This is a genomic window from Sphingobacterium sp. SG20118, assembly GCF_044740685.1.
Lineage (GTDB): Bacteria > Bacteroidota > Bacteroidia > Sphingobacteriales > Sphingobacteriaceae > Sphingobacterium.
Map to the genome: position 1 here is coordinate 1,653,112 of NZ_CP172826.1, position 19,620 is coordinate 1,672,731.

A 19,620-nucleotide genomic window follows, 5' to 3' on the forward strand; every position below is an offset into this window, starting at 1 on the left:
GTGATAAAACTTGGGAATTATAACAATTTGGGAGAGCTGAACGAGCAGCTTGCTACCTATGGTATAGTTGCAGAAATTGGTATGGGAGAGCAGGAAGTGCTGATCATTGAAGAGGTGGAGTAATATAAACAATATAGGGTATGTTGTTACATACCCTATTAATTGTTTAGCAAACGCTGATGTCTTTAATCCTATGACCGTCTATCTCTTTTTCAGCGAAACGTTAGGACCATTTACCTCATTTTCCAATGAATTGATTATTTCATCTTTCAATGCAGGAGTGATGATAGGTTTATTTAATCCATCATTAGCAGCTTCTAAAGTACACATGCGCTGTGTTGGAGCTAGGCACACTGGTGGATTAGGCCCCGAATGTAATGTGTAAGAACTCGGTTGCGATGGGTTTGTACCCGTATAATTGAATAATGCCATAATTGACAAGTATAAAGAAAGTTTAACTTTTTGTTTTTCAATGCGTATACCTATACGCATTGATTTTTTTCATAATAATTTTTTGCACGTTAAATTGCTGTGGCGAACCAACTGGATCACCATCTGAACGCGGCTTGTTCTTGGTTAGATCTTATTTATGCACCGCTATTAGCGGGGAACGTTGCAAATTTGCGACGGTATACTTTGATACCTGTCTTAATATAGTTCATATCCTTTATTCTTTTAAGTTCTCATTTATCATCGCTTAGACTGATGCTTTTCGTTACAGCTATCCGATTGTCTATTACAAAGGAGCGGATATATTTTATCCCGAAATCGGGTGCTGGGGTAGCAATTTATTTTTTGCTGTAGAGATGTGTTTTTTTTGCTTTGGTATAATGTTTTCGGGTCGATGTACAGGAATTGGCTCAGCTGTTTATTATTGAGGCTATAGCAGATGTCGGGCATCAGATCGTGGAGCTTTTCGTATCTATTCAAAGCATCTTGTATGGTGATGAGCCCTTTTTTGTTGAAAAAATCTGATTTCTTCTGGCGCATGATACTGACAAAATGATGTGCGCTTGGATACTTGTCCTGCAGCTGCTGTAAGAGTGATAAGGGGATACAGGCGATCGTGCTCCGAGTTAAGAATTGAATGCTCAAGGCCTGGCTGTTGAAACTATATTCGTGCTTAGTACCTGTAAAATAATGCCCCTCGGTAGCTACCCAGTGGATATAAGGTTTTTTAAGGTTGGTCTCGTAAGCTCCCACAGTACCTTCCAGCACATAGCACCAATAAGCTCGGCTTTCATCTTCCCGACAATAGACCTGATCGCGATTGCCTTTTATGATCTTGGTGTGCTCCAATAGTTGCAGACGGCAGGGATCATGATCTTTAAAGTGTGAATTTAAATGTCTGATAAAGCGATCCATGGTTAACGTGTATGTAGTAAATAATTGGTGAATAATTGTAAAAAAAACCGCCATAGGAGAGGTATGGCCTATGACGGTAGGTATAGCGCGTGTAAAGCTAGATGAGTTTGTAATAGATGCGAATGGTTAGGTGTCCTTCGCAACCTCGGGTGATAACCTCGTCTGTAAGTGTTGATGTTGCTGCCTCATCGGTAGCAGACTGGCTCTTACTAGCCTCGTACTCGGACACCTTTACAGAGTCGCGTGCAAGGGTGCTAGTCGTCTCGGCATCTGTTTTCTTATCGAGCGTGATGTCCAGCTGATTGTTGATGGTGAACGCAATCTCTTGTGCCAGATTTTGTTTAAAATCAGCAGGCAGAGATTCGATATAGGCGATCTGATCTTCTGCAAATTCGAATCTGGAAATGGCCCAACTGAGCAGACTGTTCAGGATGAGATTTTGCTCCATCATCTGGTTTTCTACTGTAGAGTTGTACAATTGTTGAAGCCACAGTTGTACTCCTTCTTGATTAAATTGATTTTTTTTCATGTGTAAATAATTTGGTTTTTACTTTTCATTTATCTCGTCATGTACCTTAAACAACAGCTGATAACGGCATGCCTTGTTATAAATTGTTACTTGGATGATCCGAGATTTAATTAATTTTATTTAATTATTAATTCGATCGATTCTCGAAGATATGACCTATTTCTAGTAAGGAAAAAGAAAGCGGACGGCATTTCTGTTAACGGATATTTCCGTTCGTTGAATTCCTAAATAAACAGGATTTAAGTGTATTTAAAGGCATATGTTTATCGGCGAACGGTCGATTTAATTTCGTGAAGAGACGATTATAAAGGAAGCTTGATGACTGCTATATTTAAAAATTTATTAACTTAGGTGATAATTAGATAATAAACCTATATTATGAATGTTATTCAATCTTACTTCAGCTCGTGGTATGGAAAAATGTGGATAATGCTATTGCTTGCGGCTGCTTCTTCATTTTTGATTACTTTTTATACCACTGCATTATCTGTTCCGTGGAGTCTCACATTGGGGAAACACGGGTTGATATTCCTATTTAGCTTTGTGCTGCTATTAATGGCCATAATACCGATCGGTTTTGTGGTCTATAGACTGGATGCTAACAGCTATTTGAGGGAGCATGTGTTGCTGCGCTATCTGATTCAATTTGTACTGCTTACGCTGCTGTTGGGGGCTGTGGCGCTTAAGGTAGTGTATGTTGTTTATTTCTTGTTTTTCGGGGTAGATCTGCAACAGGCGGAGTATTTTGAGCGCGACTATGTGGTGGTCTTATTTTGTTTGATCATGGTGCAGGTGTATTACGCTATACGAAAGAAACACAAGCTAAGGGCCTTTACCCTGAGGAGGGTGCAGGTCAACCAGAAATGGTTGTTGTACCGTGATGAATTGGTGGATGGGCACGTTAAAAACGAAGCTGTTATGCACCAACAGCTGGAAGCAGTACACTTGGATAAGGAAAGGCTGATACTGCATTATGAGGCTGAACTGGATGAGCTTAAAACAAGAAAGCAAAAGCTACGGAGCTGTCATGAACTATTGTGTGAAGATGAAAAACGGATAAAGGTATGTATCCAGGAAATAAGCCAACAGATTATGGTGATGATAGGCGTGGAGAATGAACGGGTCAGGATACCGCAGGTGTCTTATTTTTATCTCAGAAAAGGGGCTTCAAGTCTTAAGTTGGTCAACGTAAGGCTATTGGATGGGCGTGATGGGACGGTAGATATTGAGTCTCTGGCCAAGGTCGAAAAATTGTGGCCTAATTTATTGCTTAGAAGCAGTAGGGAAAAATTGATACAGCTTTTGGCTATTAAAGATATTGTTAAAAAGGATAATGGATACCTCATAGAACTTTATGGTGCAGAACAAGAAACGTGTAAAGTGGCTCCTGATGTATACGATAAACTGTTGAAGTTAAGGGAAGAATGGATCAGACTTAATCCTCAAAGAGAAATAACGGGATGATGGAACGATTGGAGGCGTTGATCAGCCTCCAATGTGTTCTTCAATAATCGGTTATAAGCGATCGATAACATCGACCAGTGGTAAACCATAATAGGCTGCAAACTCTCGGACAGTGAGTGGCTGGTGTTTGCTTTTGCCGTAGGCATCTTTGGCCTGCTGATATTTGCGCTGTGCCTGACGTGGACTGAGGTCAAGAATGATGGCTACGTCTTTTGCGCTGATGCACAGACGGTATTTTTTTGACATGATAAACTGATCTGGGGGATGGCCGATAGGCAAAGCAGTGGCCTGTACTGGACAATCCGTGGTGATAACCTGATTCTTGTCAGCTAGATACCTCTCTGTTCCTCATGGTGCTTATTGCACCGATAGGGACAGCCCTTTCATAAGAAAATTACTAATTTACTCTTAACTAAGATTCTTGTTGTTTTGTTTTAATTATTTGTTTTTCAAATTGTTAATATCTTTTACCTGAGGTGTTACATAGGTTGTTTTTACTGCTCTGTTTGTTTGGTTTTTTCCCTGCATGATCCCAGCACTGCAGTGGCTGTGGTCCGCCACGATGGGCTGCGCTGTTTCTTATGGATAAGCTACTGCCTATAGTACCTATTTGGTAGCTCTTTAGTAGCTCTCCAGTACCTTCTTGGTAGGGGATCAGTACCTTTCCCGTACACTACCCGTACACTCCCAGTACCTTTACTGTTATTTTTTTGAAGACATATGATGCCATATCCTGCCATTAGCGGTTATGTTGGTCATATCGTGCCATTTTGGACATAGGTTCTTTTTAACTGCGACATATTTGTGCTGTTATCAAATCATAAATATCATGGCAAAACAAGAAAGTTTAATCAAGTTTAGAGGCAAGATCGGGGATCTTTCTTTTAGCAAACACCGCAGTAGAGGGTACGAAGCGCGTATGAAGGGCGGTGTAGACAAGGCACGGATCCAGTCGGATCCCAATTTTCAGCGGACGAGGGAAAACATGGCCGAATTTGGGAATGCAGCGAAAATGGCAAAACTGCTGCGCATTCAGTTAAATAACCTGCTGCGCACGTTTGCTGACGCTACTATGCGCAACAGATTGACTTCTCTGGTCCACAGGATTCAAAAATCTGATGCGGTCAATGCAAGGGGTGAACGCATGTTTTTAGAGCAGAACAGTATGCTGCTCAAAGGGTTTGAGTTTAATCAGGCCAGTAGCCTTAAAATGTTGCTCGGAATCAATTTGGACGTTTATTTTGACCGTCTCGATAGCCAAGCCACGCTTACCATTTTGGAATTCAACCCCCAGAATGATGTGATGTTGCTGCCCGGGGCTACGCATATGCAGTTTACCCTGGCTGTAGCAGAAATCAATACCGAAGATATTCCGCCTCGTCCGGTTGTTGTTAAATCGGATTATATCCCCTTGATCGGTCTGCACGTTTCAGAAACTTTGCTGGCTCCGTTGGTGGTGGATGACACAAAAGTGGTGTATATGGTCGTCGGAATCTCGATGTACCAGGAGGTTAATAGCGAGTTTTATCCCTTAAAAAACAATCCTTATAACGCCATGACCATCGTGGAGGTGGATATACCTTAGTGAATACCAATGAAAAACAGACACGTCCTAAAGCTCCAACGGAAATATGGAGCTCAGGGAACGAACGGAACCATTACCTATAATGGTGATGAGATCTGCCATACGATCGAACTGCCGGATCGTAATAATATCCCTCGGATCAGCTGCATCCCGATAGGGCAGTACAAACTGGAAAAACGACGCTATACGAAACATGGGGAGCAGATCGGCATTCCACAGGTACTGGGGCGTGAGGCCATACTGATACATGCGGCTAATGATGCACAGCGAGAGCTGTTGGGCTGTATCGCGCCCGTGACGACACTAACTGGTGAAGGGATGGGTAATGCGAGTGGTAAAGCGCTGGCAAAGCTCAAGGCCTTGGTTTATGCGTTCTGGGATATGGGGGATGAAGTGGTTTTGCATATCAGATAGTAACGAAGTAACCAAGTGACGGAGTAAAGAAGTGACGGAGTAACCAAGTAACGAAGTAACAAAGTGACGGAGTAAAGAAGTGACGGAGTAACCAAGTGACAAGTAACAAAGTGACGGAGTGATGAAGTAACCAGTAACGAAGTTACGGACTAACTAACCTCATAACCTTCTAACAATTCAACAAAATGAAAAAGATACTAATAAAAATAAATCGTGCGCTGCAAGTGGTCTTGTTGGCGCCGATAAAATTGCCTGGGAAGGCCTTGAATATTCTGAAATATATTGCCTTAGGATTGGGGGTGGTGGAGACGGTGCTGGAGGATAAAGATGAAAAGGAGAGCGGAGAAACCTCCTGATGAAGCAGGTAAAATACAGGGTAGGGAAGATGGACTGCCGGTTTCTGATGTGGAAGATGTTTTGAATAGTAATGTATTTATTAATGAAATGAATAATGATACTTACTTAAACAAAAAGTTTACTAAAGGAAAGGAGAAAATTGATGAAAATGAATGATATCCGTATTGGTACCGTAGGTGGTACGCTTTGCTCCATCTGGGCGTCGCTGTCTTTAGGAGATATCCTGCAAACAGTAGTGATGGCTGCCATAGGTACAGTTGTGAGCTTCCTTACGAGTCGATTGTTGGGGAGATGTCGAAAAAAGTAAATTAATAGGATTGTTTAATCGATTAGCCTCTCACAGGTGATGTGGGAGGCTATTGAGAGTTTACCTATTTGTGATACGCTGTGAGTTTGCATATCGTTTGATTAAATTATTAGATGTTGCAAAGGGAATTAATCTTTGTGTTTGAAGCTCAAGTAATTACGATATGTTGACTATTTATATTAGTTTTTGAGCTAAAAATATTAGTACATTTGAAAGAGCTTGTTTATACCAAAAGGGTAGAAGTGGGCAGCGGATATGGATGATAGTTTTAAGGTATGGAACGGAATATAGTACATTGTGATCTCGACACATTTTTTGTGTCGGTCGAGCGTTTGCTCAACGTTGGTTTGGTGGACAGGCCTGTGCTTATCGGGGGAACTTCCGACCGCGGTGTGGTGGCATCATGCTCATATGAAGCCCGTAAGTACGGAGTGCATAGTGCCATGCCGATGCGGTTGGCTTTACGGATGTGTCCCGAAGCTATCGTGGTACGTGGTGACCATGATCGTTATAGCCAATATTCTTCGATGGTGACCGAGATTATCGAAGAGTGTACTCCTGTGGTCGAAAAGGCCAGTATTGATGAACACTACCTGGATGTGACGGGGATGGACCGTTTCTTTGGCTGCTGGCAGTGGACGCAGGAATTGCGACAGCGTATTATTCGGGAGACCGGTCTACCGATCAGCTTCGGTCTTTCGGTCAATAAAACCGTGAGCAAGATTGCCACTGGCCAAGCGAAACCCAGTAATGAACTTTATGTAAAAGGGGGTACCGAAAAGGGATTTTTAGCACCGTTATCGATTCGTAAGATCCCGATGGTGGGTGAGAAATCTTTTTCCTTGCTACGCAATATGGGGATCAACAAGATCGGTACCTTACAACAGATGGAAGTCTTCACCATGCAGCGGGTGCTAGGGGAGAACGGTGTCAATATTTGGCGAAAAGCCAATGGGCAGGATGATTCTCCGGTATTGCCCTTCCGGGAGCAGAAGTCCATGAGTAAGGAGACCACCTTTCCGCAAGACACCATCGATATGGAGGTTCTACGCCGTACTTTGATCGGGATGATCGATACCTTGGCCTTCGACCTACGTAAGGATCAGAAGCTCACCAGTTGCATCACGCTCAAGATTCGATACAGCAATTTCGATACCCATACCCAACAGGTGAAGGTCGGTTTCACAAACTCCGATCGGCTGATCACTGAAAAGGTGATGGCGCTGTTCAAAAAGTTGTATAGCCGTAGGATGTTGATCCGTTTGATCGGTATCAAGTTCTCCAATCTGATCTATGGTGCTTATCAGACCGACCTGTTCAACGATAGCAGTGAGGAAGTCAATCTGCTGCAGGCCATGGACAAGATCCGCCAGCGTTACGGCAGTCAATACCTCATGAAAGGTATCTGTGCACCAGAACCAATAGTCAAGAAAGGAGGCATTAAGTCTTGATTAATTGCATGCCACTATGTTGATTATTGCTGCAGTACTGATATAGGTATATAAAAGGTGCTAAATTATATTTAGAAAATTATCTCGATACTGTCTGGGCTGAAGGCCAATGACACTTTTGAATTGTTTGTTGAAATTTGTTATGGATGGATATCCACATTCGTAGCTGATCATTTCTATCGAAATGCTATCGTCTTTCAACAGTTTACAGGCATAGTTTACTCTGATTTCTTTGAGGAAATCTGAAAATGATTTATTAAGCCTAGTTTTGAAGTACCGACTAAAAGAGGTGCTTGTCATATTGGCGATTTCGGCAACTTGCTCGAGACGGATCTGCTTATCAAAGTTTTTAATAACAAAATCATATACCTTATGGATACGTTCGGTTTCGGCTTCCTTGTAGTTGATAGCCTCATCAAACTCATTGATATAACTACATGTTGTAGAAATGACCAAGGTGTCCAATATTTTTAATAATAAAATGATACTTTCTAATCCTTCTGTATTTAATAGCTCAAACATCATCTCTCCGATGATCGTTCTGGTCTCTCCCTTAATTTCAATACCTAGATTACTTTTATTGAAGAAATTTTTTAGTTTATAGAACTCTGCTTTGCCATAGATCTCTTCAGAAAAAAAATTGTTATGAAAATAAATGACGATTACAGAGGTATCTAATTGGCTATCTTTTTTGAAATAGGATAAATGGTTTTTCCACACGTGCGGTAGATTGGGACCGATAAATACCATGTCATTGGCATGGAAGGGCTGCAGACTATTGCCTACGATCCGATTGCCCTCTCCCTTTATGACATAAGAAAGCTGAAATTCTGGATGCGCGTGGAAGGTAGGGTCAAAATGGGGTTCATCAATCCTTTTTATTGAAAAAGCTTTATTCTCTGGAATAAGTGATTTTGAAATAACTCTCTTATCTAGCATTATAATTTCTGTTTGTCAATACAAATCTAATGAAAAATGATACAATATGTCTTAAACTTGATAAAATAGCTAAGTTCGAAGCTCTGACATATATCTATATTTGCTTATAACAATTATAGATAAATCCAAATATCATCTAAATCATGAAGAACATATTAAGACTTTTACTTTTATTTTTAGTGTTTTTTACCTCCTGTCAACCTGATAAACCTAGGCGAGCAGAAGTACTATTTATTGGTGCGGGAAATGAGAAATCATCTAATCAAGCTACTTGGTTAGGTGTCGAACTTTTTAAATCGGGCATCAATTTAACCTATAGTGATACCTTATCAAGCTTGGATCTTGAGTACCTAAATAAATTTGATGGCGTTGTATTATTAGTCAATCAGCAAGAATTAAGTGCCGATAAGGAACAGGCATTAAAGAAATTTCTTGAAAAAGGAAAAGGGGTAGTCGCATTGAACTCTTCTGCTAATTCATTCAAAAATTCGGAATGGTTTACCGATTTAGTTCAGGGTGGTTTTGATGATCTGGGTGATGGAGAAGTTACTGTTTCAATTGCAGATGCTAAAAACATGCTGGATTCATCTGTTAATAATATCAAGGTCAATAACGAAAAGTATGCGTTTAAATCTAAGACGAACAACCATAACGTGATTGGAACTGCCGATGTAAATGGCGAGAAACAAAACTATATCTGGTATAGTGAAGAGGGTAATGGTCGGTTTTTATATCAAGCATTAGGAAAGAATGATGAAACCTGGAAAAACCTACACTTTTTAAAGGTATTAAGCAGCGGGATATGGTGGTCGCTTGGAGAAAAGGTGCGTCGATTGGTCGATGAATTGGCTGTTCCACATGTGAGTATATATCCAGATTCTATAGCTGATTTTACAGCACGATATGATGTGCCTAGAGTCCAAGATCCTCTTACTCCTGAGGAGTCTATGAAATTGATTCAAACACCATTGGATTTTGAACTAAAACTTTTTGCATCGGAACCTAATATCACCAACCCTATGGCGATGAGTTGGGATGAAAGAGGGCGTTTGTGGGTGATAGAAGCAGTGGATTATCCCAATAATTTTGAAAAGATTAAAGGTAAAGGAAATGATCGCATTGTGATCTGTGAAGATACCGATGGTGATGGGGTGGCGGATAAGTTTACGGAGTTTGCCAAAGGCCTTAATATAGCTACGAGTTTAACATTTGCGAATGATGGTGTGATCGTTTCCATGGCTCCTGATTTCGTATTCTTAAAAGATACGGATGGTGATGATGTGGCCGATCAAGAAGAAATAATCATGACCGGGTGGAGTAAAGGGGATACACATGCTGGACCATCAAATTTACAATATGGATTTGATAATAAAATCTGGGGCGTTACCGGATATGCTGGATATAATGGTGTCATTAATGGTGAAAAGCATATTTTCTCACAGGGTCTGTACCGATTAAATTCAGACGGCTCTGATTTTGAATATTTAGCGACAACTGGTAATAACACCTGGGGACTGGGTATATCTGAAGATAATAACGTTTTTATATCGACTGCAAATAACACGCATTCGGCATTCTATTCGATGCCCGAAAAATATTTACAAAGACGGGTGGAAAATATGCCTGGTGTCAATCCAATCAATGCTATTCAAAAAATAGATAACCATTATGAGGTACACGCTTTAACACCTAACCTTAGACAGGTAGATGTAGTGGGTGGCTTCACCTCTGCAGCTGGACATCATATGTATACCGCAAGAGATTTTCCGCAATCTTATTGGAACAGTGTCGCATTTGTGAATGAACCTACGGTGCGATTGATCCATAATGCAATCATTGAAAAAGATGGTGCTGGTTTCAAAGAAAAAGATGGTTGGAATCTATTGGCTAGTTCGGACGAATGGTTTGGACCTGTTCACTCTGAAGTAGGGCCAGATGGTGCAGTATGGGTGTTAGATTGGTATAATTTTATTATTCAACACAATGTTTTTGTTCCTGCTCAAGCTCCTTCAGAAAAAGTACTTCCTTTTAAAGATCAGGTTGGAGGACCGGGAAATGCATTTGAGAGCGACTTGAGAGATAAAAAGCATGGTCGGGTATATCGTGTGGTATATAAAAATGCCAAGCATAATGAAAGTTTCAAACTCTCTAAGGATAATCCCAAAGAACTCATAAAAGCATTAAACAGTAAGAATAAATTCTGGAGAACACATGCGCAAAGACTTTTGGTAGAACGCAAAAAAGCGGATGTTAAACAAGATCTGATCAAGATCATTAATAACAAGTCTGTCGACGAGATAGGGTTGAATGCACCAGCTATCCATGCGATCTGGACGTTGAAAGGCTTGGGATTGTTTACAGATAAAGAAGTGAATGATGCGTTATTAACGGCATTGTCCCATCCGTCTGCAGGGGTAAGAAAAGCAGCTGTTCAGGTCTTGGATCTGAATGCTAAAAGCTTTGATAAAATAGCTAAATCAAAGATTTTTGAAGATAAAAATTTAAATACCAGATTAGCAGCATTTGTTAAAATTGCAGATTCAGCACCTTTTGCAGAAATAAGTACCGTGTTAAAGGCTGCGATCAATGATCCCGCGAATGCGCAGGATAAGTGGTTATCGCCCGCTTTATTTGCTGCGATTCAGACCAATCATAGTCATATGTCCAACTCAACTGATCAGGTATCAAACAATACGTATGAGAAACAGATCAATCAAGCATTGGGTGAAGAGATCTACACGCTTGGAAGGAAAAACCGAGTGCAGTTTTCACCAAATGTTAGGGATAAGGATATCATCATAGAAACGGAGGTTTTGCGCCGTGATCAGGATCCATACAAAGGATTGATTATAGGACAAGGTGATGCCAAGGATGGTTTTGCTTTATATATGCAGGGAAACAAATTGTTCTGGGAAGTTTTTAATGATGGACAGAAATATAGTATCTCATCTTCGGATGGAATTGGGAATGCTTTTAAAGTGAATGCCAGTATAACTGAAAAGGATGGTTTAAGTCTTTATGTCAATAACAGGTTAGTGGGGCAAATGAAAGAAGTGAAACCCTTCAAGAAACCACTAAAATCCTACCTGCGTTCTGGTGAAGATCTGGATGAATCAGTAGCATTGACCAAGTATGACCATGGTTCTGAATTTATTGGAAATATCAGTGAAATTAAAGTTAAGCTCCAATTGAGCGGTGGGCATATGCATGATCATATGCATATGGCAAGTGCTGTGGAAGTAAACCAAAATGAGGCTCCGGCTGAAGTAATTGTTATAAAAGCGATAAAAGATATCATGCAATATGATAAGCGGTCGATTACCGTGAAAGCCGGTAAGCAGATTACATTGATCATGGAGAATCCTGATGGAATGCCGCATAACTTGGTTATTATCAAGCCCGGGACAACGGAAATAGTCGGTAAAGCAGCAGATGAAATGCTGCAGGCCTCTTCTGCAGCAGAAAAGGATTATATACCAGAGGTCAGTGAGGTACTTTTTCATACCAAACTGGTAAATCCTGGACAAAGCTATACGCTAAAATTTCAAGCACCAAAAGAAAAAGGAGAATACCCGTTTATCTGTACATTTCCAGGACATTGGAGAGGGATGAACGGAATCATGAGAGTTGTGGATTAATATAAACTAAAACGGATGAAATATAAATCAGTAATGCTATTACTTGCTATAGTAGTAAGTAGTATAGGATCTTTATGTGCGAAAACAATGGCACCTTCTTTTGATAACCAGCAAAAGAAGAAAAATGTATTAGTTGTTGGAGGTGGTGGATCGCACGATTTTGATCGCTGGTACAAGATAGAGGATACGAAATTGATCAATACGATGGCAGATGTAAATGCAATCTATACAGATAATACCGATTCGATACGCTTCTATTTGAAAACGACCGATCTATTGGTGTTAACCAATAATCAACCTATCTCAAAAGCGTCTCAGGTAGCGATTGAAAAATTTGTAGCACAGGGTAAACCCTTGATCTTACTTCATGCTGCAGTATGGTACAATTGGGAAGACTGGTCTAAATATAACTTGGAATATGTAGGAGGGGGGAGCAAAAGCCACGAAAATTTCCAAGAATTCAAAAATATAGTCGTGAATACCGCGCACCCGATCAATCAAGGAGTTTCGCCGGAATTTACATTTAAAGACGAACTATACCGCCACGAACCTGATGCTACGGGTATGGGTATCGATGTATTGGTTATTGGCCAATCGTTAGAAACGGCTAAAGTTTATCCGGCCGTATTCACGGTCAATCATGCTAAATCTAGAATTGTAGGCATAACACTGGGGCATGATGAACATAGTCATTTAAATAAAGACTATAGAAAAATATTAATAAACGCGATCCATTGGGCATTAAATATATAATCTAAATAAAATAATAAAATGAAAAAAATCACTGTCGTTATCGTAGGAATGGGATTTGGAAAAGAGTTTATACCCATTTATCAAAAACATCCTAATATCAAAGCTGTCGGTATTTGTACTAGAAATCCTGAAACACTGAAAGAATTAAAAGAGAAGTTCAATTTAGACGATGATTTACTGTTTACAGATTTTAATGAAGTCATTAAAAGAGATGATGTGGATGCCATTCATGTGGTAACACCTGTTCCAGAGCATGCTAAGATGACGTTAGCCTCGTTAAATGCGAATAAACATACAGCATGTACCATACCGATGGCGATGACGGTAGCCGATTGTCAGGCTATTGTTGAAGCTAAGAAAAGAGTCAACAAAGTGTATATGATGATGGAAACAGCTTTGTATACCAGAGAGTTTTTGTATGGATTGAAACTTGCCGATACGGGTAAATTGGGGAAAATACAATTTGTAAGAGGTTCGCATATCCAAGATATGAGTATGGAAGGATGGGCAGAATATTGGAAAGGTTACCCACCGATGTTGAATGGTACACATGCTATTTCACCTTTGCTCCGTATCAATAATACGATAGCCGAATCTGTTGTCTGTCATGGATCGGGTCAATTAAGTGATGATTTGGCAAAACGCTATAATTCTCCATTTGCTGTCGAAACCGCAACTTTTAAATTGAAAGATTCGAATGTTGTTGCTGAAGCAACTCGATCATTATTCGATGTGGTGAGACAGTACCGTGAAAGCTACGATGTATATGGTGATAAAATGTCTTTCGAGTGGGAACAATTGCAGGATGAACAGCATGTTATTTTCGATGGTGGTGAAAATGCTGTTCGTATGGAAGCCCCAGATACAGATGATCTATTGATACCGGAAATTGCAGATTTTACAAAAAGAGAGCGCATAGACGATCCTAATCATGTTTCTTTCTTACAAGGAGCTGGTCACGGTGGTTTCCCATCCTCATTTAGTGCAAGAATTTGTAGCAGCTATTGTGGAAGGTAGAGATTCTGCAGTTGATGCTGTTTTAGCTGCAAATTATACTTGTGCTGGAATTTGTGCACATGAGTCGGCCATGAAAGGTGGAATTAGGGTAGAGATACCATCATTTGATTAAAGTAAAACTATGAAAATTGGAATTAGCTCTTTTGTATGGGTGTCGCCATACGCAGCAGATCATATTGATATTCTATATAAAGCAAAAGACTATGGCTATGATGTCATGGAGATTGCTATCGAAGATCTATCCTTGATCGATGTCAAGCAACTTAAGAAAGTCGCACGTGAGGTTGGTTTAGATCTGTCTGTGAGTGGTGCATTTGGTACAGAAAGGGATATTTCAAGTGAACATAGCAGTTATCGAAAAATTGGTCTTTCTTACATTAAGGATTGTATTGCAATCGCTAATGAGTTAGAAAGTCCAATTTTTGGTGGACCTCTTTACTCTGCTGTTGGGAAAACAAGATTGGTTTCCAAAGAGCAAAAGGAGATGGAACGCAACTTCTGTTTGGAAAATTTACTTGAAGCAACGAAATATGCAAAAGAGCATGGTGTGGTATTAGCGTTGGAACCGTTAAACCGATTTGAAACGGATATGATCAATACGGTAGACCAAGCCCTCGAATTGATCAATGAAATAAATGACCCTTCTTTAAAGATCTTATTGGATACTTTTCATGCTAATATCGAAGAAAAAAGTATCGTTAATTCCATCCATCTATTAGGTGATAAGCTTGCCCATGTCCAAGGTAATGAAAACGATAGAGGTACACCGGGTACTGGACAGGTCGATTGGGAAGGGATAAGAGATGCGTTGAACCAAATTGGTTATCAGGGAAGTGTTGTTTTAGAGACTTTCGGATCGCCTTCTAAAGAATTGGCCAGAGCTGCAAGTATTTGGCGTCCATTGGCTGAAAGCTCAGATATTCTAGCGCGTGACGGGGCAACCTTCTATACAAAAATCTTTAAAAATAACCCATAATAATTATGACTGCTGATCAAGAAATTGTCAATACAAACAATGATAGAAAGAGTACCCTTTTCTGGGGTTGTTTTATTGTATTAGTGGCATCTGCTTTTGGATTTGTTTTCAGATCCTTTCTTATGCCTACATGGGCGACGATGTTCGACTTAAGTAAAACGCAACAAGGAGAAATATTTGGTGTCAGTTTTTGGCCATTTGCATTGAGTATAGTTGCTTTCAGTTTGATCATCGATAAGATTGGCTATAAGAAATCGATGATATTCGCATTTATCTGCCATTTGATTTCGGTGGTGTTGACCATTTTTGCAACGGGATATTGGATGCTATATGCAGGAACGTTCTTTTTTGCGCTAGGAAATGGAGCTGCCGAAGCAGTGATCAATCCGGTTGTAGCATCGCTATATCCGAAAGAAAAAACAAAGTGGCTTAATATTTTGCATGCAGGATGGCCGATGGGTATTGCGATATCTGGTTTATTGGGCATCGGGCTTTTAGCGATGGATATCAACTGGAGAATCGTGATTGGTTTTATATTGATACCTGCAGTTGCATACGGAGCCTTGATTATCAATCAAAAATTTCCGGTAAACGAGCGGGTAAAGGCCGGAGTTGGGTATCTGGAAATGTTAAAAGAAGTTGGTGTCTTGGGAGCCCTGATCATTGTCACATTATGTGTCTTCGAATTAGGCACTTTGTTTCATTGGGATTATAAATTTAATATATTTCTAACTGTAGCAATCGTTGCTGTATTTGGATATTATGTCCGGTCGTGGGGCAAAGGACTTTTTGTTCTGCTCTTATTGGCTATGGTACCGCTAGCTACAATGGAGTTGGGTACGGATAGCTGGATTACAGATCTAATGACTCCTGAAATGAGCAAAATGGGATTTCAAGGAGGCTGGGTATTGGTCTTTACTGCGATTATTATGACAGTATTACGGATGTATTCAGGTGTAGTGGTTAAATTCTTATCACCACTAGCGATACTATCCATCAGTGCTCTGGTGTCTGCAGTGGGGCTACAATTATTATCGATTTCTTCTGGTCTTTACATTCTTTTAGCTGCTGTGTTATACGCTTTTGGAAAGACCTATCTATGGGGAACGATGTTGGGTGTAGTGTCCGAGCGTTTTCCAAAAGGGGGTGCTTTAGCATTGAATATCACAAGCGCTGTAGGTCAACTTGGAGTTGGGATCATTGGAGCTGTGTTTTTAGGCTATATCCAAGATAGTAATATTGACAAGAAACTGGTTGAATATGATCAGGTTAACAATACGCAATACCATGAAAAACTGGTGACCGGGACGAGGTCAAGTATTTTTGGAGAATATAAAACGATTGATTATGCACATGTATCATCTCTCGATGAAACAAGTCAGCAAGTAGTGGAGCAGATGGAAAATCAAGCTAAGAAATCGGCGTTATCAACCGTTTCTCTACTTCCGATCGGTTTATTTGTATTCTTTATTTTATTAATCATTTACTTCAATAAGAAAGGAGGGTATAAACCTATAGATATTGTTTAATTGTTGAAAATAGTCTTTTTGAACCGAAAGATTATTTGAAGTGTTTTTGCAAGTCTGCTTTGCAAAAACACTTAAACTTTATAACCAAAAATAAATTTAAAATTATGATTAAGTTTTTCTTTAAGGTTAAGTTCCTTTTGAAGGTACTCAATCTAAAAACAGACTATGCACGTTATTTCGTTCTTATTTCCAGCATTTGTTCCATAAACCTAGCATCTGCCCAAAATAGAGAAATAAAAGGCGCTGTCAAAAGTGCTGATGGTACGCCATTGTATGGCGCATCAGTTTCTGGTCAAAGGAACCAGTGCTGGAACATCGACCAACGATGCCGGTGGGTTTTCTCTAAATATGAACCCAACCAATGCGACCCTAGTTATCAGTTATAAGGGTTATGAAACGAAAGAAGTCCAGCTGAATGCTTCAACCCAAAATTTGGACATTACATTAGCTTCTAGTGGTCCAGAATATATGGATGAAGTTGTAGTGACTGGCTTTGGTTTGACTCAGAAAAAGGAATCATTAACTTCGGCAATCTCCACATTGGGATCCAATGATATCAAGCGATCCACTGCTTCAACGACTTCAGGTGCTCTAGTAGGAAAAATTCCAGGTCTAAATTCTAGGCAATCTGACGGCCGTCCAGGCTCAAGTACAGCATTACAGATCCGAAACATGGGCGATCCATTATATGTGATCGATGGCGTTCAAAAAGATGCGGGTCAATTTAATAATCTGGATTTTAACGATATTGAAAGCGTATCCGTTTTAAAGGATGCATCAGCATCTATCTACGGAGTACGTGCCGCAAATGGAGTGATTGTTGTGACAACAAAAAGAGGTAAGAAAAACTCCGCAAATACGGTCAATTTAATTGCTAATTATGGCTTTCAAAACTTATCCACATTTCCTAAGCCTGCAGATGCTGCGACATACATTCAAAACTATATCCAATCTGAAACGGTCCAAGGTATAAAGGATTATAAGTATTCGGCTTCTGATTTCGAAAAATGGAAAGCGGGTACTGAAAAAGGATATGTGCCCTTTGATTGGCAGGATTACATTTGGAAAACTTCTCCGCAACAGTATTATTCTGTAAATGCTTCAGGGGGGTCGGAAGATATCAACTATTATTTTAGTGCTGGCCATATGAATCAGGAGTCCATGATTGTTAATTATGGCGGTTTTGAAAGAACCAATGTGCAGATGAATGTAGATGCTCAGATTTCCAAAAAACTTAAGGTGGGCGCATCATTAAACGCACGGTATGAAAACCGGACGAATCCTGGAGTACCGGGTGCCGACGATTATTGGTTACCTATTTTTGCGACCTATAGAAATTTACCTACAGCAAGACCTTTTGCAAATGATAATCCTGATTATCCAACATTAACATCAACAGATCCAGGGACAAATTTTGCTTGGTTAAATTATGATCTGTCTGGAAAATATACAGAAACATGGCGTGTTGCTCAGTTAAATTTCAATGCTGAATATGATATTATTGATGGCCTGAAAGCGAAGGCTTTGGTGGGTTATTATTATGCCAATCAGAAATTAGATAATCATGAGTACACCTACAAATTATATGGGTATGACGAGCCGACGGATACGTATCCAGTTATTTTTGAGAATAATAATCCATGGCGCGAAAGGAGAATGGGGCATAATGAAGAGATTACTTCCAATTTTCAACTTGCGTATACGAAGTTGTTCGATAAGCATAATCTGAATGTGATCGGTGGTTTTGAAACCATTATTAGAAATACGCCAACAACTTGGGTGCACTCTATTCCAACGGCAAACTCATTGAACTTGATCGATTATGAAACCATGGATACCTATGACGATAATGGAAATAGGACCGAAGGCCGATTAGGGTACCTAGCTCGAATTAATTACGACTACAGTAGTAAATATCTCGTAGAACTTTCGGGAAGGTATGATGGTTCTTGGAAATTTGCTCCGGGGCAACGTTGGGGCTTTTTCCCATCAGCTTCTTTGGGATGGAGAGCATCAGCAGAAAATTTCTGGAAGGATAATGCGGTACTAAGTAAAATCAATGATTTTAAATTGAGAGCATCTTATGGTTTGTTAGGGGATGATAAAATTGAGGTGAATAATGAAGCTGTTTATAATGCATTTGATTATTTACCAGGTTATGATTATAAATCAGGGGGCTCTGTGATCGATGGCAAATATATTATTGGCTCACAACCTAGAGGCTTACCGGTGACGACATTATCATGGATCAGAGCGAAAATATTGGATATCGGGGTAGATTTCTCTGCCGTCAACTCTAAGTTAACGGGTAGTTTTGACTATTTCAGACGGATTAGAACAGGTTTGCCTGAAAGAAGATACGATATTTTATTGCCATCTGAAGTGGGATTTAATTTGCCGTATGAAAATCTGAATTCGGATGTTCATAAAGGTGTTGAAGGAATGATAAGATGGTCTGACCGCATAGGTGAATTGACCTATAGCGTAGCTGCTAATGCCACCTACTCGAGGTTTTACGATTGGAGTCAATACAAACCTAGATTTAGCAATTCGTGGAATGTTTATAGAAACTCCCTGAATGAACGTTTTGGCTATATCAATTGGGGGCTAGAGTCTGACGGGCAATTTCAAAGTTGGGAGGAGATAGCAAATTGGAAAATTGATAACGATAGACAGGGGAATAAAACTTTACGTCCTGGCGATATCAAGTATGTGGATAACAATGGAGATGGTGTTATCAATGGAATGGATGAACGCCCTATTGGTTATCGTCAAGATGCTACACCTATCTTAAATTTTGGTCTTAATTTTTCATTTGGATGGAAGAATTTTGACCTGGCTTTTGATCTAACAGGTGGCGGATTGAATTCATGGTATCAAGAGAGCGAACAAAGAAATCCTTTTCATGATGGTGGAAACAATGCGCAATATTACATGGAAGATACTTGGAGACTGAAAGATATATATGACCCAAATAGTGAATTGATACCGGGTAAGTATCCGATGTTGTTGATCGGGAATTCTTCACACAGTAATTATTGGAACAGTGATTTCTGGAAACATAATGTGAAATATATTAAACTACGGAATCTAGAATTTGGGTACTCACTGCCAGAGAGTTTGCTAAAAAGAGTAAATATCAAAAGAACGAGGGTGTATTTCTCTGGGCAAAATCTGTTTACAATCTCGAACTTAAAAGGGGTAGATCCAGAGATAAATGCAACCAATGGTCTTGTATATCCAACCACTAGAATTTTCAATTTTGGTCTGAATATGACTTTTTAATTGTACTGTTT

At 39.8% G+C, this 19,620-nt stretch carries 20 protein-coding genes; 15 read left to right on the plus strand and 5 right to left on the minus strand.

The genetic code is table 11. The annotated features are described in order from the left end of the window. Positions 1-123: a hypothetical protein gene (locus ACFX5U_RS07750; protein ID WP_400262959.1), complete on the plus strand. Its 123-nt coding sequence runs from the start codon at positions 1-3 to the stop codon at positions 121-123. 78 nt (positions 124-201) lie between these two features. Here ACFX5U_RS07750 and ACFX5U_RS07755 read toward each other — a convergent pair whose 3' ends face one another. The 3 genes from ACFX5U_RS07755 to ACFX5U_RS07765 form a co-directional block, all read right to left on the minus strand. Continuing rightward, positions 202-432: a hypothetical protein gene (locus tag ACFX5U_RS07755; protein ID WP_400262960.1), complete on the minus strand. Its 231-nt coding sequence runs from the start codon at positions 430-432 to the stop codon at positions 202-204. A gap of 258 nt (positions 433-690) precedes the next feature. Continuing rightward, complete coding sequence (locus tag ACFX5U_RS07760) at positions 691-1,365, minus strand: hypothetical protein (RefSeq protein WP_400262961.1); 675 nt, start codon at positions 1,363-1,365, stop codon at positions 691-693. Between the two features lie 97 nt (positions 1,366-1,462). Further along, on the minus strand, positions 1,463-1,894 hold the full coding sequence (locus ACFX5U_RS07765; protein ID WP_400262962.1) for a hypothetical protein: 432 nt from the start codon (positions 1,892-1,894) through the stop codon (positions 1,463-1,465). Positions 1,895-2,272: 378 nt separating this feature from the next. On the opposite strand from ACFX5U_RS07765, the gene ACFX5U_RS07770 reads away from it, so the two are divergent. Beyond that, positions 2,273-3,358 carry a hypothetical protein gene (locus tag ACFX5U_RS07770; protein ID WP_400262963.1) on the plus strand — a complete coding sequence of 362 codons (1,086 nt, stop codon included), beginning with the start codon at positions 2,273-2,275 and terminating at the stop codon, positions 3,356-3,358. A gap of 51 nt (positions 3,359-3,409) precedes the next feature. Here the strand turns inward: ACFX5U_RS07770 and ACFX5U_RS07775 are convergent, their stop codons facing one another. Next, a complete protein-coding gene (locus tag ACFX5U_RS07775; protein WP_400262964.1) occupies positions 3,410-3,604 on the minus strand; it encodes a hypothetical protein in 195 nt (64 codons plus the stop codon). Positions 3,605-4,187: 583 nt separating this feature from the next. Here ACFX5U_RS07775 and ACFX5U_RS07780 point away from each other — a divergent pair. The 6 genes from ACFX5U_RS07780 to dinB all read left to right on the plus strand — a co-directional run bounded on the left by ACFX5U_RS07780 (position 4,188) and on the right by dinB (position 7,472). Then, positions 4,188-4,943, plus strand: coding sequence for a hypothetical protein (locus tag ACFX5U_RS07780; protein WP_400262965.1), 756 nt, complete (start codon positions 4,188-4,190; stop codon positions 4,941-4,943). Positions 4,944-4,952: 9 nt separating this feature from the next. After that, positions 4,953-5,357 (plus strand): DUF5675 family protein, encoded by a 405-nt coding sequence (locus ACFX5U_RS07785; protein ID WP_400262966.1) that lies wholly within the window; start codon positions 4,953-4,955, stop codon positions 5,355-5,357. A 185-nt stretch (positions 5,358-5,542) separates the two neighbouring features. Then, the gene (locus ACFX5U_RS07790; RefSeq protein ID WP_400262967.1) at positions 5,543-5,713 is read left to right on the plus strand and encodes a hypothetical protein; all 171 of its coding nucleotides are present in this window, start codon (positions 5,543-5,545) and stop codon (positions 5,711-5,713) included. Further along, positions 5,685-5,870, plus strand: coding sequence for a hypothetical protein (locus ACFX5U_RS07795; protein WP_400262968.1), 186 nt, complete (start codon positions 5,685-5,687; stop codon positions 5,868-5,870). The genes ACFX5U_RS07790 and ACFX5U_RS07795 overlap by 29 nt, the downstream gene beginning before the upstream one ends. After that, entirely contained in the window at positions 5,863-6,021 is a 159-nt protein-coding gene (locus tag ACFX5U_RS07800; protein ID WP_400262969.1) for a hypothetical protein, read from the plus strand. The genes ACFX5U_RS07795 and ACFX5U_RS07800 overlap by 8 nt, the downstream gene beginning before the upstream one ends. A gap of 275 nt (positions 6,022-6,296) precedes the next feature. Then, complete coding sequence (gene dinB, locus ACFX5U_RS07805) at positions 6,297-7,472, plus strand: DNA polymerase IV (protein ID WP_400262970.1); 1,176 nt, start codon at positions 6,297-6,299, stop codon at positions 7,470-7,472. 60 nt (positions 7,473-7,532) lie between these two features. Here dinB and ACFX5U_RS07810 read toward each other — a convergent pair whose 3' ends face one another. Next, a complete protein-coding gene (locus tag ACFX5U_RS07810) occupies positions 7,533-8,411 on the minus strand; it encodes an AraC family transcriptional regulator (RefSeq protein ID WP_400262971.1) in 879 nt (292 codons plus the stop codon). 143 nt (positions 8,412-8,554) lie between these two features. Between ACFX5U_RS07810 and ACFX5U_RS07815 the strand changes: the two genes are divergently transcribed. The 7 genes from ACFX5U_RS07815 (at position 8,555) to ACFX5U_RS07845 (ending at position 19,609) form a co-directional block, all read left to right on the plus strand. Continuing rightward, the gene (locus ACFX5U_RS07815) at positions 8,555-12,049 is read left to right on the plus strand and encodes a PVC-type heme-binding CxxCH protein (RefSeq protein WP_400262972.1); all 3,495 of its coding nucleotides are present in this window, start codon (positions 8,555-8,557) and stop codon (positions 12,047-12,049) included. Positions 12,050-12,064: 15 nt separating this feature from the next. Beyond that, entirely contained in the window at positions 12,065-12,802 is a 738-nt protein-coding gene (locus tag ACFX5U_RS07820) for a ThuA domain-containing protein (RefSeq protein ID WP_400262973.1), read from the plus strand. A gap of 18 nt (positions 12,803-12,820) precedes the next feature. Continuing rightward, positions 12,821-13,819, plus strand: a complete 999-nt coding sequence (locus ACFX5U_RS07825) for a Gfo/Idh/MocA family protein (RefSeq protein WP_400262974.1) — start codon at positions 12,821-12,823, stop codon at positions 13,817-13,819. After that, positions 13,809-13,931: a hypothetical protein gene (locus ACFX5U_RS07830; protein ID WP_400262975.1), complete on the plus strand. Its 123-nt coding sequence runs from the start codon at positions 13,809-13,811 to the stop codon at positions 13,929-13,931. Before ACFX5U_RS07825 ends, ACFX5U_RS07830 begins: the two co-directional genes overlap by 11 nt. A gap of 9 nt (positions 13,932-13,940) precedes the next feature. Beyond that, complete coding sequence (locus tag ACFX5U_RS07835; RefSeq protein WP_280568671.1) at positions 13,941-14,795, plus strand: sugar phosphate isomerase/epimerase family protein; 855 nt, start codon at positions 13,941-13,943, stop codon at positions 14,793-14,795. Positions 14,796-14,800: 5 nt separating this feature from the next. Further along, positions 14,801-16,324 carry a sugar MFS transporter gene (locus ACFX5U_RS07840; protein WP_051959829.1) on the plus strand — a complete coding sequence of 508 codons (1,524 nt, stop codon included), beginning with the start codon at positions 14,801-14,803 and terminating at the stop codon, positions 16,322-16,324. 258 nt (positions 16,325-16,582) lie between these two features. Continuing rightward, on the plus strand, positions 16,583-19,609 hold the full coding sequence (locus ACFX5U_RS07845) for a SusC/RagA family TonB-linked outer membrane protein (RefSeq protein WP_400262976.1): 3,027 nt from the start codon (positions 16,583-16,585) through the stop codon (positions 19,607-19,609). The last annotated feature ends 11 nt before the right edge of the window (positions 19,610-19,620 follow it).

What these genes read in the sequence shown, in the direction of transcription:
- ACFX5U_RS07755 (WP_400262960.1), bottom strand. Translation starts at nt 432, where the DNA reads ATGGCATTATTCAATTATACGGGTACAAACCCATCGCAACCGAGTTCT.
- ACFX5U_RS07760 (WP_400262961.1), bottom strand. Translation starts at nt 1,365, where the DNA reads ATGGATCGCTTTATCAGACATTTAAATTCACACTTTAAAGATCATGAT.
- ACFX5U_RS07765 (WP_400262962.1), bottom strand. Translation starts at nt 1,894, where the DNA reads ATGAAAAAAAATCAATTTAATCAAGAAGGAGTACAACTGTGGCTTCAA.
- ACFX5U_RS07770 (WP_400262963.1), top strand. Translation starts at nt 2,273, where the DNA reads ATGAATGTTATTCAATCTTACTTCAGCTCGTGGTATGGAAAAATGTGG.
- ACFX5U_RS07775 (WP_400262964.1), bottom strand. Translation starts at nt 3,604, where the DNA reads ATGTCAAAAAAATACCGTCTGTGCATCAGCGCAAAAGACGTAGCCATC.
- ACFX5U_RS07780 (WP_400262965.1), top strand. Translation starts at nt 4,188, where the DNA reads ATGGCAAAACAAGAAAGTTTAATCAAGTTTAGAGGCAAGATCGGGGAT.
- ACFX5U_RS07785 (WP_400262966.1), top strand. Translation starts at nt 4,953, where the DNA reads ATGAAAAACAGACACGTCCTAAAGCTCCAACGGAAATATGGAGCTCAG.
- ACFX5U_RS07790 (WP_400262967.1), top strand. Translation starts at nt 5,543, where the DNA reads ATGAAAAAGATACTAATAAAAATAAATCGTGCGCTGCAAGTGGTCTTG.
- ACFX5U_RS07795 (WP_400262968.1), top strand. Translation starts at nt 5,685, where the DNA reads ATGAAAAGGAGAGCGGAGAAACCTCCTGATGAAGCAGGTAAAATACAG.
- ACFX5U_RS07800 (WP_400262969.1), top strand. Translation starts at nt 5,863, where the DNA reads ATGAATGATATCCGTATTGGTACCGTAGGTGGTACGCTTTGCTCCATC.
- dinB (WP_400262970.1), top strand. Translation starts at nt 6,297, where the DNA reads ATGGAACGGAATATAGTACATTGTGATCTCGACACATTTTTTGTGTCG.
- ACFX5U_RS07810 (WP_400262971.1), bottom strand. Translation starts at nt 8,411, where the DNA reads ATGCTAGATAAGAGAGTTATTTCAAAATCACTTATTCCAGAGAATAAA.
- ACFX5U_RS07815 (WP_400262972.1), top strand. Translation starts at nt 8,555, where the DNA reads ATGAAGAACATATTAAGACTTTTACTTTTATTTTTAGTGTTTTTTACC.
- ACFX5U_RS07820 (WP_400262973.1), top strand. Translation starts at nt 12,065, where the DNA reads ATGAAATATAAATCAGTAATGCTATTACTTGCTATAGTAGTAAGTAGT.
- ACFX5U_RS07825 (WP_400262974.1), top strand. Translation starts at nt 12,821, where the DNA reads ATGAAAAAAATCACTGTCGTTATCGTAGGAATGGGATTTGGAAAAGAG.
- ACFX5U_RS07835 (WP_280568671.1), top strand. Translation starts at nt 13,941, where the DNA reads ATGAAAATTGGAATTAGCTCTTTTGTATGGGTGTCGCCATACGCAGCA.
- ACFX5U_RS07840 (WP_051959829.1), top strand. Translation starts at nt 14,801, where the DNA reads ATGACTGCTGATCAAGAAATTGTCAATACAAACAATGATAGAAAGAGT.
- ACFX5U_RS07845 (WP_400262976.1), top strand. Translation starts at nt 16,583, where the DNA reads ATGGTACGCCATTGTATGGCGCATCAGTTTCTGGTCAAAGGAACCAGT.